Below are 16,441 nucleotides of genomic sequence, written 5' to 3'. Positions count from 1 at the left end.
ATTATTTTCCCTCTAAATTCTTACTTTTATTTATATTTGTAGGTAATGCCAAGGCAAAGGACTCTTTAGAACTACCATCAATACTTGAGCTTTTTAAGCTTACTCTTACTATAACTTCTCTAGGTGCAATCTTAAAGCAACGACTTAAATTAAACGCATTACAAAGCGATACTTGGTGCACATTATCAATAGAGCTATCATCTTTCGCAAGTAACTTGCCATTTAAGGCGTCTAAAACTTCTAATGTTAAATGACTTAATCGCCATAATTGGCCCTTTTTATTAAAACCCACGCGTCGCTCGTGAACTAAGGTCACCTTATCTTGATAACGCATTTTTATGCGATATTCTAGCCCAGGTTTTTTAGCTGATAAATTATCCTCAACAATAAATTTTCTTTGATAAAAGGCTGTTTGCAAATTCATATAGCCCCAGCCGTAAGTAGGATTCCATTCAGAGCCGACTATTTGGCGATGGCCGCCTTGATAAGGAAAATTAGGATCATCAGGGCCAGGCTTATTGCTATCTGTCCAGGTATCTGCACTGTTAATTAATAAAGCTTTAATAGCCAGAGGATTGGTAATACCAGCATCATTTAGTAAAAGTACAGCACCACCTACATGAGGGGCTGCAGAGCTTGTGCCACCCATGAAACGATAGCCATTTTTATAATGCATCGATTTTAGGTAATGTAATTGATATTTCTTAGGATTAGGCGCACATGTCCAGGTATCATTACCAGGGGCTGCAATATCCGGTTTTTTTCGCCCAATAAGAGTAGGACCACGGCTGCTAGTATAATAAATGGCATGACTTTGCCTATCGAATTTGCGAGTCGTTGCATCATTATTGCTATACATATTCATATTAGCGACAGTCAAGGCATTATAACTTTCAGCAGGTACTGTCATAGTCGAAACAAAGGGCGGTTTCCTTTTTTGCTTAATATAGCCATTATTTCCTGCTGAAGTGACCCATAATATTTTTTTCTGATTAACAATATAATCTACAACTTTACTGAATCCACTCCAATCACGGCAGGCATGACATGTGACATTACCATTACCAAAACTATAGTTAATGACCGTAGGTTGATATTGAGAGGATAAAAGCCAATTTAAGCCAGAATAAGTCAGCGCAAACTGGTGCATATGAGCTGTCCCTTCTCCTGCCAAGGTAGATAAAATGATAGGCGTTTTGTAAGCAACGCCTCGTAAATATTGGGTATTTTCAAGGGGCAATCCTGCATAAATACAAGCAACACCAGTGCCATGTGCGGTACGAACACCAAAAGGATAGTCAATATAGTGCGAACTTAGCGTTTTATTAATAATAATTTTTTTAGTTGACAATGCCGGATGATCAGCTGCAATACCTGAGTCTATTAAGCCTAATACGCCCTTATGACCATCAAACCCATGCTCCCACCATAAATCGATACCAGGATACCGAAAAGGCACTTTAGGTTTGCTAGAATGCGGACTAATTTCCACTTTTTCAGCAGCCGGTTTGTTAAGAGCAACATAAAGCACGCCCGGAAAGGAAGTTATTTTCTTATAAATTTTATCTGTTGGTAAAAAAGTCACGACCACCGCTGGCATAAAATCAAGAGGTGTCAATAAAAAGCTTGGATCCTTTTCTATAACTTTAACAAAAGCATTTTTTTCAACGTCTGATTTTAAAAAAATAAGTAATGATTGATAAATGCCTTGCTGCTCTAAATGCACTGCTCGCATGGCTCTTAAAACTTCTTTATCTATAAAGGGCTTGGCATTGACGGCAACGATTACTAAATATAAACAAAGAATTATTAATTTCTTAACCACGCTTACTGCCTTTTAATTAAACACCATCTCAATAATAGCTGCATATTACGCCAGCAATTTTACTGATACAACAGAAGGTTAAAGAATTGTAGTATAAAAATTTAATAACACATACTTTCTAATTCAATTGAGACTGCATTAATAAATGGGTTATTTATTTGCTATAATGTATAAAATTAGTACATTTTTAGGGTATTATTATGGAGACAAGGCAGGAAACTTCTAAGCATCCGATGCCTAAAGCAGTAGAGATGGCTGTTAGAAAACAAATAAAGTTTGTTGTAGATTATCTAGAAGAAATAGCTAGACTTAATGGTCAAAACTTCATTTTATCATTTCAAGGGAAATCAGATATAAAAGGTATAAATAGTAAAGGGCGTTTGTTTTCTGATGCAAGACTCTATACCCCGCCAGTTCAACAAAATGTAATTGAAAGCACTACTCAGCAAATAACTGAAGAAAAAACAAAAAAAGAAAGCCCCCCTCTTAGCGCAGAACAAATAATGCAAGAAGGAATGGAGAGATTTTTTGCAGATCCAAAATTGGTTAATTATGCCTTACAGCGATTATCTATGACTGAGATAGTAATGGATGAAAATACAAAAATTTTTGCAAAATCTTTTATCGAAGATTTTTTTAAACTAATTGAACAAAGTCCAGAGTGGCAAATTTTTTATCAAAATAGAAAAAAAGAATTTTCATCACCTGAATTAGAACCATTATTAGGACAACTAGTGGATAAAATAAAAGGCGCTTTTGCTTATAAACTGATGTCTGTGGCTTTGAGAGAAAATCGAGATGTAGATAATGTAAAAAAAGAAATAGTGTTACAAGAATTTTTTATTAATTATCCTGATTTAAACGTTCCTTTACAGGGAGTTTACAAAAACCTCAACGAAGGAGTGCTTACCAATCAAATAAAATGGATACAAGAACATTTGGAACCAATTGTTAAAGCTGATACAGCTAAAGATACAAGTACTAAAGCTACTGCCCAAGAGACTTTAGCTAAAATAGTAAAGAACTTACTAGAAGAGGAATTTTCTAAGGCTATATTAAATAATAGAAAATATTTAATTCTAGGATCTAAAGAACGTGCACACTTTATTCTTAATTACGTAGGGCCCATGCTTTGGGATGTTAGAGTTGCATTAAGAACAGGACTTACCCCTGAAAAAATGGATTTACTTAAAGAATATGAAAATATGTTGGCTGATTTTACCTTTAAACTCTTTAGTGAGCATAATTCACATGACGAATTAAATGATTTATCTTGCCATAAGGATAGCAAGAATAGCATAGTGCTATTAGCTAATTTTATCCTTCCAAGAATTAAGGAGAACTATCATAATTATGTTAGTCCTCATACGCCTTTCAATTCTTATGAGAAGAAATTTTTTGACGAGAAATCTTATTTATCTAAAGTAGAACCTAAGCATAGACTTCATTTGCCTATTAAAGACACTATGGATTTTCTTCAAAGAATGGTTCTTGAATCTAAGGAAGAGACAAAAGATAAGCATAAAGTAGCGATAGAAAAAGCAGAAGCAGAAGCGGAAAAAAAACGTAAAGAGGAGGTTGAAAGGTCCACTTTCTTTAAAACGTCAGATCGGGAAGAAGATCCAAAGATCAAAGAAGATATTTCTGCGCCGCCACCAGGTCTTGGTGGTACAGGCTAATCTAATACAGGCTAAATCAACAAAGAGCCATGCTTATCCATTGTAAATGCTTTAAAGTATATGGGATCAATACTAATTTCAAAGATAAGCCTTCCATTGTTAAGCAACCCTCCTTTAAACCCGATGAGATAGGAGAAGGCAACCATGAAAAGAGAGACGACCATTCTAATCAGCTGCCCGGTCATTTAGGTTGAATTAACGAGCTATTACTAACAAAAATAATTCTTTGTTATCCTGCAAAATTTAGTGATTTACCTATCATATAAGCACTTAGGTTAATTTATATAAATTACAGCTGGCCTGATTATTACCCATCTAATAACCCCGGACAGGTCATTTAATGTAAAGTTTTTAGATAATGAAAAAATGAATTATCAAAAATCCTAATCTTTTTTGTAATTTTCATTGAAATCAAAGAAATTTAAATTTAGCATATGCCCTTGATATTTAGAATTATTTGTAAGGATTATAAAAATAATGACAAGGACGCCAATCAGCGCATTGCTGCTGTTATCTTTTTCTAATTTATTAGCTGCAGATCAACCTCCTAATAGAATAATTTATCCTGTAACCCAAGAGATAAAAAATGTTTCACATAATCAGTTTCACTTCAGCTCTAATCAATACCGTGTTGTTGAGATAGACCTCAAACGTCTTTATTCTGAATTGGAAGCAGTACCAAATCGAAACAACATAAAGAAAGAGCCACCTACTTTAATAAAATTACCGCATCCAGATGGCACAATTCATTCTTATCAGGTGGTCGTCAATACGACGATGCATCCTAAATTAGCAGCCGAATTTCCTGAAATTAGAACATTCGACGGTTACAGTGTTGATAATCCTAGTGAGCTTGTTAAATTTGATTTAACGCCACTTGGTTTTCATGCCATGATTTTGGTTCCTAATCAAAATGCTATCTTTATTGACCCAATAGATCAGGGCAATGTACAAGATTATGTGGTTTATTACAAAAATGACCTTATTAATACTAAACCGAATAAGTGTCATGTTCCTGGCAGCAATTCAGCTATTGGTTTAACTCAGCCTAATAATTTTGCAAGATTTGCCAGTTGTGAATTAAGAAAATATCGTCTTGCTATGGCCGCTACTGCTCAATACACGGCTTTTTATGGATCGGTTCCAGCAGCTTTAGCGGGTGAAGTCACCACATTAAACCGTGTTAATGGCATTTATGAGCGAGACATTGCCATAACAATGGAACTTATTCCTAACAATGCACAAATTATTTATACCAATCCGGCAGCTCAACCTTATACGTCAGGAAACACTGAAGCGTTGTTAGAAGAAAACCAGTCTAATGTCGACGCTGTTATTGGTTCAGCTAATTATGATATTGGTCACGTTGTTGATGCCTCAACGGGGAATAATGGCCTCGCAGCACTTAGAAGCGTTTGTAATGGAGCGGAAAAGGCTATGGGTGCTACAACATTTTCTAAACCAATAGGTGATCCCTTTGATGTGGATTATGTAGCCCACGAAATAGGACACCAATTCGGCGGTAATCACACCCAAAATAATCCTTGTAATAGAAATGATCCAACAGCTGTTGAGCCTGGAAGTGGTAGTACAATTATGGGTTATGCAGGCATTTGTGCACCTAATGTACAAAAAAATTCTGACAGTTACTTTCATGGTATTAATTTGCAAGAAATTGGTAATTTCATTTCTAGCCCAGAGCATACCTGTGCCGTTAAAACCCCAATTCCTCCTGAACCAACTATTCGCTCTGTGCCGCCTATTGTTATTCCAGCAAATACACCTTTTGCGTTACGTGCTGCAGCCAAAAGTAATAGTGGCAGCACGCTAACTTATACTTGGGAGCAAATGGACAATGAAATTTCACCGCAACCTCCTCGTAGCGACTCACCAGGGGGACCTAATTTTAGAAGCTTTCCACCTAATTTAAGCTCTATACGATTCCTTCCTAATTTAATTTCTTTAGCCAAAAATGGTCCTTTTACTTGGGAAGTTTTACCTTCTGTATCACGTATAATGCATTTTCGAGTATCAGTTCGCAATAATACACCTGGTGGCTCTTGTAATGCTTATAGAAATACTACAGTAACAGTAGACGCTGCTGCTGGGCCATTTTTAATCACTTATCCTAGTGCGCCTGGTATTCAATTAACTGGCGACACAATGCAATTGGTCACATGGCAAGTAGCAAATACTAATGAACCACCGATTAACGCTGGTTTTGTTAATATCCTTTTATCTACGGATGGAGGAAGCAGTTATCCTTATGTCATCGCTACAAATGTACCTAATAACGGCAGCGCACTAATTCACTTACCTGCTGTTAACACGACAAAAGCTCGGCTTATGATTATTGCTTCTAATGGATCCTTCTTTAACATATCGGCTAACAATTTTAGTATTTCCTCTTTAGCTTTACATTTAACCCAAGCTGAAAGAAATCCTATGAATCTTCGAGAAGCGTTTATCTACTATAAAGGGTTTACGCCAAATCCAAGTTTAGGTTATCAGTTAAATGGCTTGCCTGGCGCTATCCTCACATTAGATACAATTTATAAACGATTCGTTGTAAGTAATATAAGTACCCCACGGAAAGTTAGTGTTTCTATCACTTTAACAAGTGGCAGTAAAACAGTGACTTCAAATGCAATCATTATTCCAAGTATTTTATAGGTAAGAATTTGTTATGAATAAAAAAATTATTTTCACATTAAGCGCACTGTCTTTAACTTTTACAGCCCATGCTAATTGGTATGCCGGTATAAACTTAGGTATTAACGATGTAAATATAGAAAAAAATCTTACCTATCCTATAGATGAGGCTCAACCTACTTCTTCTCATTTCGATAATACCTATACCAATTTTCATGGCCAATTAACGGCTGGTTATGAGTTTTTATTTCCAAATTTAATGGGAATTGCTTTAGAGGGAAATGCAGACATTTTTACCGGTAAATCAAAATATACTGTTAATGATTGGTTTTTTACTGCAGACGTACGGGCTAAAGAAAAATTAGAATATGGTTTTGGCTTATTTATATTACCCGAATATCAATTTAACCCTTTTATGCGCGTTTTTGCAGGCCCGGGTATTGAAACCGCACAATTTAATATTAATTTTAATAATACTGCGGGCGATGTTGGTGTTAGTGGTAAAGCTAAAGAGTGGTTAACTGGGTGGGCGGTTAAAGTTGGTACAGCCGGTCGCATTTGGGATAATACAGATTTAGTATTTACTTACCAATTTACCCAATATGAAAGTTTAACTCAAACTCGAATGGAGCCCCTTTCAGGTGATTTCTTAAGAGGCCGCTATAAACCTTACGTTAATTTATTTATGATTGGTCTTAAATTCAATCTTCCAGATGCTACAGTTAATTATGTAACGAAATAATAAACACTTTAGGTAGCTCATGAATTTATAACTGCAGTGGTCACAAAGATAAAATACTAACAGTAGCCTGGGTGCAACGCAGTGAAACCCAGGTTTTGGCCTAAAGGCCTACACCCAGGCTACTTCACTTCTTGATAGCAAAAATTTTTTGCAACATCTTATTGATTAACAGATACCATAGCCGTAGCGCCACCAGTCATAACTGCGGTAATATTTACATTATTAGCAGCATCAACAAATGTCTCGCCAGCATTTAAAGTTCTTATAAAATAAGTATGGGTATCGCCAGCACGCGTCCAGTGAATACTAATTCTATCTATATAAGAAGGAGCCCCTGGTCCGAAAAGCCCTCTATTTCTCCGATAAGAAATATAATAGGTATCTGTAGCATTCTTTTTTACTTTTAATGCTAATAATCCCGTGCTATGAAGCCCTACTTCAAGTGGATTAAGTACATAGCTACCAGAAGTTACAGTTGCAATCCTTTCGGGATAAGAATCAAACCAACGCATTTGATCGCGATGTGGCGCATTGACTTCTTTATAATAACGAGAATCACCTGAGCCCATAATACATGCAGCATCACCATATTCTGAATCATTGACCCCATCATTATTTGTGTCTGTTGCAGCATGATGCATCCCTAGGTTATGGCCAAACTCATGGGTATAAATTAGTTTTGAATAAACTCGGGTTGGATCATAGGCTTTTACCCACGTATTACACGCTATACCGCAGCCTAATTGTCCTAAACCGCCCCAGCCACAATTAACGGCTTGTGGAAGTACAAACATAAAATGCCTATACAAGGCTAAATTTATACCAGATTGTGCGGCAGCATTTTTAGCGTCTGATGCCCATTTATCGTAATTACAATTAGTTGCATCATAATCCAAATTAATAACATAAATATCCGAATGACCATCGCCATTTGGATCCGTTAAAAGATTTACTTGGTTAAATGAACTTCTTAAAAGGTTGCGGCGAGTCGATTGCAGGCTGGTAAATAATATAGAATCTACATCACTTATAGAAACGTTAGCTGTTGCCTGCATATTCTTAAAGTTCACTATTAATGTCAATAATTTTCTGATATCAGGTAATGAAAGAACTTGAGGCGAATTTTCTAGCGTTTGATTTTTCTGAACAGTGAGCGAATTAACTTTAATTACTTTCTCTAGTAGACTTTTAACTTCCTCACCCTCAATAATTACTTTATTACCTGATAAAAGTTCACTTTTATCGATTGAATTAGGTAAGTCTAATTTATAAACCTCGTTTGCTTCATGAAGTTGATAAATTGTTTTAGCTTTATTACTATCAAAATAATCAAAGATAAGTACTTCAAGTTCACCTTGATAAGTTTGAGCGAGCGCAAGTGTAGAACAGCTTAAGAAAAAACTAAGGATAATGTATTTTAACTGGCGCACAATGACCTCCTTGTTTGAATCTAACGAAGCTAAGAACACTATAAATGGTTTAACTTGATAGATAAGAGTTAAAATCATAAATATGGATAGGAATCCTTTCCCGCAGATATGTGTGCAATATTTATACCAACCATTTAAAATAAATAATAATATTTATTGCTTACAACCCAATATAAGAAAATTTTTTATAAATAAGTGAGACAATTTTTAAGGAAAGCGTATGAAAAAGGATACATTGTACACTGAAGCATTATCGCGCCTTGATACAGCAGCTACTTTTGCTAAGTTAGACCCAGAAGCTGTCGAAAAACTTAAGCATGCCAAAGCATGCCTTGAAGTGTCTATACCAGTACGTATGGATGATGGGCGCTTAAAAATATTTAAAGGCTATCGTGTACATCATAATGATATACGGGGTCCAACTAAAGGCGGTATTCGATTTCATCCTAATGTTAGTTTGGCTGAGGTGAAAACCCTAGCCTTTTGGATGACTATCAAATGTGCCGTAGTAGGTATTCCTTTTGGCGGTGCAAAAGGTGGTGTGATTGTTCAGCCTAAACAATTATCACGACTTGAGTTAGAACGATTGAGTCGAAGTTATATTACGTCAATTGCGGATTTCATCGGGCCCAATTTAGATATACCTGCGCCTGATGTATACACCAATGCAATGATTATGGGATGGATGATGGATGAATATTCTAAAATTGTCCGCCAAGTCACACCTGCAGTCATTACCGGCAAGCCCTTACCGCTAGGCGGTAGCCAAGGTCGTGAAGAAGCAACAGGTCGAGGCGCCTATTTTTGCATTAAAGAATTAGAAAAAATTAATAAATGGCGACCAAAGAAAATGCGAGTGGCTATTCAAGGCTTTGGTAATGCCGGACAATCCATAGCTCATCTACTTTATCAAGATGGTTATAACATTGTTGCAGTAAGCGACTCTAAGGGTGGCATATACCGCCAACAAGGATTTGATATACCAAGTATTATTCATGCTAAAAATAACTTTAAGCAATTGCAAGCAGTTTATTGTGATGATTCTGTTTGTCAAATGGTGAAGGCAGATAATATAACTAATGAAGAATTATTAGAGCTTGATATTGATATTTTAATTCCAGCAGCGCTCGAGAACCAAATAACAAGAGAGAATGCAGAAAAAATTAAAGCACCTATTATTGTGGAAGTCGCCAATGGGCCTACAACCGCAGAAGCAGATTTAATTTTAAAAGCAAAGAATTGTTTAATTGTTCCTGATATTTTAGCTAATGCTGGCGGTGTCACCGTGAGCTATTTTGAATGGGTACAAAATAGATCAGGTTATTATTGGAGCCAAGAGAAGGTATATAAGCATTTACATGATATTATGGCGAAAGAATTTACACATGTTTATAATTTATTTACATCTCATCCAATAGATATGCGCACCGCGGCCTATATCCACGCCTTAAATAGGCATGCAGAAGCTGTTATAGCACAAGGGACACAAGGTTATTTTTCCGAACCTTATTGAAGCATTCTAACAGTCGCTAAATGTATTTTTCAGCAAAAATATTTGCTAAGATGCGTACCAAAAATGGAACTTTATTATTCTTCATTGATTAAATAACTTCTGAAGTATGTCAGGGAGGACACGTGCAAATATCAGGAAATCATAAGACTTTAATTAATTTTAGGACAAAGCTCCTCTGCTGGTTCTTCTGGTTAATGAAAGTGTTTACTAATCAAAAACAATTTATTCATAATCCCATATTACGCTCGAAAATACTTAATCGATTAGGTCTCCATGTTTTTCGTATACTAATGGCTTATTTTTGTACGACAGTAAGGCGTTTTCTATTGTCATTTAAAATTCCTAAAGAAGATAGAGTATTTTTTAAGCGTAATGGATTTATTATTAAAGAAAATTTTTTGCCATCTGAGGAGTATCAAGCTTTAAAAAAAATAATTGGTGAACTTACAGATTTTAATGCAATAACATTTGATGGTGATACTAAACTTCAAAAAATTTCTTTAACAAGGGTACAAAGAGCCAATAATATTAAGTTTCAATTTAAAAATAACCCACGATATATTAATTTACTTAAATATGTTGCTAGTAAAAATTGTCCTTTTTCGTTTACCATCAATAAAGTAGTTAGCGGCCACTATGATCCTCAAACTACATATCATACAGATACTTTTCATCCTACGATGAAATCCTGGCTTTATTTCAATAATATTTCTGCGGATGAGGGACCATTTGCCTATTTTCCAGGCTCTCATAAACTGACATTAAAAAGGCTTATTTTGGAGTATAAAATTAGTAATGATTTATATTCAGGAAAATTTCTGCAAGCAACAGGCGGATCCTGTCGTTATACAGAAGAAAATCTAAAATGGCTAGGACTCACAGAGGTAAAATTATTTATAGTTAAGGAAAATACTTTAGTGATTGCTGATACATTTGGCGTTCATCGACGTACCCCTTCTAAACCTAATACTGAAAGAAATTCACTTAACTCCTATCATCGAATTCTGTGGCCCTTTAGTATTTTGACTGGATACAAAACAGAATATTTTACAGATTTATCTAGAAGAATCTATTTCTCTATCTTTAAATATTAACTATAAAAAATTAAGGTAAATTTATAAAAAATAAAAAATTGATTTATTGTAGTCTGTTAGTTATCTTAGCAACTATATACAAAACGTGTTACTCAAAACTTACCTAATTTTAAAGTAATATAATAATGCTTATAGATAAAAATTTTAATCTAATATTTGACTTTGATGGTACACTAGCTGATAGTTTCTCTGCTGTTTTAAAAAAATTTAGTCTCTTAGCTTCCGAATTAAATTTTCATGATATAAGTGAAACTGAAATAGATAAATTAAGAAATTTAAGTTCTCGTGAGCTTATTAAATCCCTTAAAATTCCTTTTTATAAACTACCTAAAGTACTGCGTAAAGCAAGAAAAGCGCTTAGTGAAGATATTCACGGTTTACCTATCTTTGCAGATATACCAGAAGTATTAACTAAATTGCAGCAATTAAATTGCACGTTAGGAATACTAACTTCTAATTCAGAAGAAAATGTACTTACCTGGCTTAATCATTATAAAATTCAGTCTTTATTTAGTTTCATTCATGCAGAATCAAGTTATTTCGGTAAAAAAAGAGTATTAAAAAAAATAATTAAAACATATCAAATGCCTTTATTAAGTACTTTCTATATTGGCGATGAGACAAGAGATATTGAAGCTGCACAAAAAGCTAATATTAATTCAATGGCTGTTAATTGGGGATTTAATTCTGAAGAAACCCTTAAGCAATACCACCCTAATTATCTTGCGAAAACACCAAAAGACATATTAAATTTCATTCTAGGTATAATTCTATAATTTTTTTAAAATCAAACGCTTAATTTATAAATTAATCGCTATATTTTCTATATTTTTTACCTCATCCATTGAAAGCTTAAAATTATTAATGCTTAAATCATCTTGCATATGTTTTAAGCTTGTAGTTCCTGTTAAAGGTAAAATTCCAATTTGTAATGCGAAGCGAAAGATAATCTGTGGAATGGTTTTATTATACCTTTTAGCTAATGACTGCATGTAAGGTCTTAAAAGATAAGGCTGATTAGCAGTAAGTAAGGAAAAACCTTGATAAATAATTTTATTTTGGTTACTAAATAACCTAACATCTTGATCCCAGCGGGTGATGGCGAAGCATCGATTTTGAATAAAACTTGGTTTAATTAAAGCTCTTTCATATAGCTCCTTTACCTGCTCAATGGTTACATTGGAAATCCCTAAAAATCTGACTTTTCCTGCATGGACCCATTCTTCCATAGCCTGCCAAATTTCCAAATCGGCCTTATTTATTCCCTGAGAAAAGGTAGGCCCATGCAAAATATAAGCATCAATATAATCAGTTTGAAGATGGTTTAGTGAACTTGTAAAAGACTGTTTAACCTGCTTTGCTAAAGAATCAAATTCATTATAAGGTTTGCGGTGATCTTGACCATTTGCTGAAGTAAATTTTGTTTGGATAAACAAATGATGACGTTTTTTTTGGCTAGTAAGTAAAAATTCTTGAATTGCTAAGCCCACACCCTCTTCAAAATAATGCTTACGTTGGTTTGCTGTATCAATTCCTGTAAATCCTAAATTAAGCGCTTGTAAGGCTAATTCTTTTGTTTTCTCTTCTTTCCAGGCTGTACCATATAAAATAGGAGGAATTGTTTCACTAGCCACTGATTTACTTTGTTCTGGGAGCATAATTACAAACCTTACCTGGCGTGTTTAAATAGAAATTGATAATTAAACTACTAACAATTTTTAGGAAAAAAATCTTATAATTTAATTATAGGGCTTAACAGAAAAACTAAAAAAGAAATTCTGCTAAGCTAGGAGATGAAAGCGCTATAAACATACTATACTTAATTTCAGTAAATTTAAATGGCTGTAAATAAAGTTATCGCATATTTAATTCTTATTAAAAATCGAATAAAGGGAATTGTATGAAACCTAAAGGATTAATATTATTAATTGGCGGGGCTGAGCAAAGGGGTGAAGAAGCACCGGATATTGAGCAAGACGAATCTGATTTTACGCCTTATGAAATATTTAAAAAAATATTAAAAGAAGTTCATATCAAAAAAATTCTATTCATTACTTCAGGCAAGGACTTACATAAAGAAACTCAAGAAGACTACAAAAAAGCTTTTAAAAAACTGGGTTTTAAGGCTATTGATTTTATTTTTATTGAAAGTCGTGAAGATGGTGAAAACGAAGATCATATAGAAAAAGCAAAAAAAGCAGGCGTAGTTTTTTTTACAGGTGGTGACCAATTTTACCATGCGACCCTTTTGGGAGGCACAAGTCTTATCACCGCAATTAAAGATAAATACATTCATACTGAAAATTTCATCATAGCTGGAACAAGTGCAGGCGCTATGGTTATACCGTCAGTCATTATAGCTTCAGGTGGGCAAACAGAAGCCCTTCTTCATCAAAATTTAGTTATTTCTTCTGGATTTAGTTTATTACCTCATTGTATCGTTGATACTCATTTTATTAAAAGAGGACGCTTTAGCCGGCTCACTCATGCTATTTTACTAAATCCTGAAAAATTAGGCGTGGGTTTGGGTGAAGACAGTGCGGTACTTATTCGAAACGGTGAAGAGGCAGAGTGTATAGGCTCAGGCATGGTTATTATCATTGATGGTTCAGAAATCAAACAATCCAATATAGCTGAGGCTAAAGAGGGAGAGCCTATTTATTTATCAAATGTTAAAGCATATTTTCTAGTTAGAGGCTGTAAATTTTTACTTAAAAAACGAAAATTTATACCACCTAAATCATAATTGCAAAGATTCAAGGATGTTGCCTAGTATGTATTAGATATAAATAAAAAATAGACTATCATATAGTCCTAGTAAGAATTTTAAAAAGATTTTTTATGTCTAGTTTTATACCATCTATGTGGAATCTTACGCTTCGCTGTTTTAAATCATCTATATGGCTAGTGGTTGGCATTGTTGCTTTAATATTATTTAACTCTCCTTCCTTCAGTCTGGAAATAAGTAGCAAAGGCGACCTTGCACAACGACTAGAACTGGAAAAATTTTATTATGCAACGAAAGGCACCAACTGGATTCGTCAGGATAATTGGCTCTCAGAGAAAATTTCCTACTGCCAATGGCAGGGTATCATTTGTAATGAACACGAGCAAGTTATCGAAATTCAGTTATACGATAATAATCTTGAAGGAAACTTACCAGATTCCTTATGTAATTTAACCGAATTAAAAACGCTTTACTTAAGCTTTAATAAGATTGGCGGCGTTATTCCTAATTCTATTGGTCAATGCAAAAAGCTTGAAAATATTTGGTTAAAGGCAAATAAATTAGAAGGAAATATTCCTGTTTCTATAGGTGAAATTGACAATCTTACCTGGCTTGATTTGCATGCTAATAAATTGTCAGGAAAAATACCCGCATCAATCGGTAAATTAAATAAGTTGAAAATATTGAGGCTAGATGATAATAACCTTAGCGGCAGTATTCCGGATGCTCTCTTTAAACTAACAAATTTAAAAGAGCTCTATTTATTTAATAATTCTATTTCTGGAGAATTAAAACTTGCAATAGGTCAATTAAAAAATTTAGAACATATTTACTTAGGCCATAATCATTTAAGTGGCACCCTGCCAAGCGAAATTACTACGCTTTACAATTTAAAAACATTAAGAATTGAAAACAACAGTTTTGTAGGTTCTTTACCTGTTGAATTAGGCAACATGGCTAAACTTCAGGTTCTACGCTTAGATAATAATCATTTTACAGGGCAAGTTCCCCAAAGTGTGTTAGAGAATAAATCTAATTTTCAGGTGCTAGACTACTCAAATAATGATTTTGACTAAATTAGAGAGATACAACAACTACCAATGATTTTCAGATCTATCTAATGAAGCATAGGCTAAACTTTGGCTCGGGGGCCTCTGCTTAGCCTATGTTCATACTTAACTGCTAATTAAAACTTATTTAACATAAGTTGTAGCAGTATAATCTTGGGCAGGTGCACAACCAAATAATGCGCAGCCGCAACCAGTCATTGCTAAAGTAGAAGAAACAACAACAAAAGCGATTAGTAATTTTTTCATAATGGCATTCCTTGCTAAAGTTTAAAATGATACTTGATCACAGTTGACACTACTCTATCTCGGCATTTTTAAAAAAAGCTTTAGTAAAATTAACTAAATTATTAAAATTGAGCTTATATATTATAGTTTAAGGTAAATAATTGGCGTGATTTATAGCGTTACACGCTATAAATCAATCATTTAGCAAGCGTTTTGTCTTATTAAGTTTAATTTGTTTATTTACTTATTTAATTCCAATATCATTAATAATCGGGATAATTTTAAATACAACATGTTAGTAGCCCAAAGGGCTGTTTTTAGAATTATTTCAAATGCATAAAGATTATGCTCAATAAAAAGTAAATTTTCTTACTAAGGAGAGTTAGATGTATCGCTGTTGGACCTTACTGATTAGTGCGCTTTTATATTTATTTATCAATATTAATGTATTTGCTCAACTACCTAATGATTATCAAGATTTATCTGCCAAGCAAAAACAAGATCTATTATGGGATGAGGTAGTTAAAAGCCATAAATTTAATCCTTTACCAAAATTAAGTGGCAATAGTTTTAAAGAAGTACTTGAGAAAATAAAAGGTATTTTCACTTTAAGCGCTACCTTTGATCATTTTAGTGATGAGATACCCAAAGGACGAGTAAAAATTATTCATGCTAATGGCTCAGTAGCAAAAATTGCCTTTATTCCCACTCCTAATCATCCTTTCACAGGTATTTATCAACAAGGAGCTATTGGTGTAGCGCGCTTCTCACTTGCTATTTCCCCTACCGATACTACCTATATACCTGGTATGGCTATTAAATTTTTAGTATCAGGAAACCCTTCTTTAAACTTACAAGTGATGAATTCTCTTGAGGGGCAGCAAGAAAATTGGAATTACTTTGCTAAAGAGTTTACCAATCATATAGCGCATCCAACCAGTTGGACACTCAAGGCAATTGAGCAAATTTTTGAATGGACGCGTGATCCTGCCAATGATTTACCACTATGGCATTTAGCTGCCTGGACAAGTGAAGGTAAATTTAAAGGTATTCCTGTATTTCCTGAGCAAATTTATTTCAGGCCGAGTAACGCGGTAACAGAAATTATCCCTGAGAATTCACGTGAAGACTTTAGACTCTCATTTGCAAAAATACCCCAAGGCCCTTTGTATGAAGTGTATGGTAAATATCACGGTCAAGAATATCATATCGGGACTTTGATGTTAGAAAGTGATTTATTAGCCTCTTATTACGGCGATAAAGAATTATTTTTTCAACATCAGCGCTAAAGCTCTAAACATGTAGTTTAAACTTAAGTTTAAACTACACTAACCTATAGCAACTTAAAACACTCTTAACCAAAAAGAATATTAGATCATTGTTTAATTAAATATTGACTTTATTAATTTTGAGAACAAGGGTTAAGCGTTATTCACCTTTTAAAGATAAGCATTTTCTTACTACACTTAGTTTCTTATAGCTT

13 protein-coding genes are annotated in these 16,441 nt (G+C 34.2%); 9 read left to right on the top strand and 4 right to left on the bottom strand.

Annotation, left to right across the window (positions count from 1 at the left end):
• Position 1: 1 nt before the first annotated feature.
• Positions 2–1,825, bottom strand: coding sequence for a S8 family serine peptidase (locus DYH30_RS05645; RefSeq protein WP_115330711.1), 1,824 nt, complete (start codon positions 1,823–1,825; stop codon positions 2–4).
• A gap of 200 nt (positions 1,826–2,025) precedes the next feature.
• Between DYH30_RS05645 and DYH30_RS05640 the strand changes: the two genes are divergently transcribed.
• From DYH30_RS05640 to DYH30_RS05630, 3 genes are all read left to right on the top strand, one after another.
• Positions 2,026–3,504, top strand: a complete 1,479-nt coding sequence (locus DYH30_RS05640; protein ID WP_115330710.1) for a hypothetical protein — start codon at positions 2,026–2,028, stop codon at positions 3,502–3,504.
• Between the two features lie 477 nt (positions 3,505–3,981).
• On the top strand, positions 3,982–6,177 hold the full coding sequence (locus DYH30_RS05635; protein WP_115330709.1) for a reprolysin-like metallopeptidase: 2,196 nt from the start codon (positions 3,982–3,984) through the stop codon (positions 6,175–6,177).
• A 13-nt stretch (positions 6,178–6,190) separates the two neighbouring features.
• Entirely contained in the window at positions 6,191–6,898 is a 708-nt protein-coding gene (locus DYH30_RS05630; protein ID WP_115330708.1) for an outer membrane protein, read from the top strand.
• A gap of 158 nt (positions 6,899–7,056) precedes the next feature.
• On the opposite strand, the gene DYH30_RS05625 is transcribed toward DYH30_RS05630, so the two are convergent.
• The gene (locus DYH30_RS05625) at positions 7,057–8,328 is read right to left on the bottom strand and encodes a metallopeptidase domain-containing protein (RefSeq protein ID WP_160116160.1); all 1,272 of its coding nucleotides are present in this window, start codon (positions 8,326–8,328) and stop codon (positions 7,057–7,059) included.
• A gap of 220 nt (positions 8,329–8,548) precedes the next feature.
• Between DYH30_RS05625 and DYH30_RS05620 the strand changes: the two genes are divergently transcribed.
• From DYH30_RS05620 to DYH30_RS05610, 3 genes are all read left to right on the top strand, one after another.
• Positions 8,549–9,841: a Glu/Leu/Phe/Val family dehydrogenase gene (locus DYH30_RS05620; RefSeq protein ID WP_115330706.1), complete on the top strand. Its 1,293-nt coding sequence runs from the start codon at positions 8,549–8,551 to the stop codon at positions 9,839–9,841.
• A 194-nt stretch (positions 9,842–10,035) separates the two neighbouring features.
• The gene (locus DYH30_RS05615; RefSeq protein ID WP_115330705.1) at positions 10,036–10,935 is read left to right on the top strand and encodes a phytanoyl-CoA dioxygenase family protein; all 900 of its coding nucleotides are present in this window, start codon (positions 10,036–10,038) and stop codon (positions 10,933–10,935) included.
• 125 nt (positions 10,936–11,060) lie between these two features.
• The gene (locus tag DYH30_RS05610; RefSeq protein WP_115330704.1) at positions 11,061–11,711 is read left to right on the top strand and encodes an HAD hydrolase-like protein; all 651 of its coding nucleotides are present in this window, start codon (positions 11,061–11,063) and stop codon (positions 11,709–11,711) included.
• 24 nt (positions 11,712–11,735) lie between these two features.
• Here the strand turns inward: DYH30_RS05610 and DYH30_RS05605 are convergent, their stop codons facing one another.
• Positions 11,736–12,593, bottom strand: a complete 858-nt coding sequence (locus DYH30_RS05605) for an aldo/keto reductase family protein (protein WP_115330703.1) — start codon at positions 12,591–12,593, stop codon at positions 11,736–11,738.
• 242 nt (positions 12,594–12,835) lie between these two features.
• Between DYH30_RS05605 and DYH30_RS05600 the strand changes: the two genes are divergently transcribed.
• The gene (locus DYH30_RS05600) at positions 12,836–13,681 is read left to right on the top strand and encodes a cyanophycinase (RefSeq protein ID WP_115330702.1); all 846 of its coding nucleotides are present in this window, start codon (positions 12,836–12,838) and stop codon (positions 13,679–13,681) included.
• A 95-nt stretch (positions 13,682–13,776) separates the two neighbouring features.
• A complete protein-coding gene (locus DYH30_RS05595) occupies positions 13,777–14,739 on the top strand; it encodes a leucine-rich repeat domain-containing protein (protein WP_242604638.1) in 963 nt (320 codons plus the stop codon).
• Between the two features lie 117 nt (positions 14,740–14,856).
• Here the strand turns inward: DYH30_RS05595 and DYH30_RS18545 are convergent, their stop codons facing one another.
• A complete protein-coding gene (locus DYH30_RS18545; RefSeq protein WP_278043105.1) occupies positions 14,857–14,979 on the bottom strand; it encodes a hypothetical protein in 123 nt (40 codons plus the stop codon).
• Between the two features lie 365 nt (positions 14,980–15,344).
• Here DYH30_RS18545 and DYH30_RS05590 point away from each other — a divergent pair, with 365 nt between their 5' ends.
• Entirely contained in the window at positions 15,345–16,247 is a 903-nt protein-coding gene (locus tag DYH30_RS05590) for a hypothetical protein (RefSeq protein ID WP_115330701.1), read from the top strand.
• The last annotated feature ends 194 nt before the right edge of the window (positions 16,248–16,441 follow it).

Origin of the sequence: Legionella busanensis (genome assembly GCF_900461525.1) — a bacterium.
GTDB lineage: Bacteria > Pseudomonadota > Gammaproteobacteria > Legionellales > Legionellaceae > Legionella_C > Legionella_C busanensis.
The sequence above is the reverse complement of the archived record's forward strand: the minus strand, read 5'-3'. Positions and strand labels throughout refer to the sequence as shown.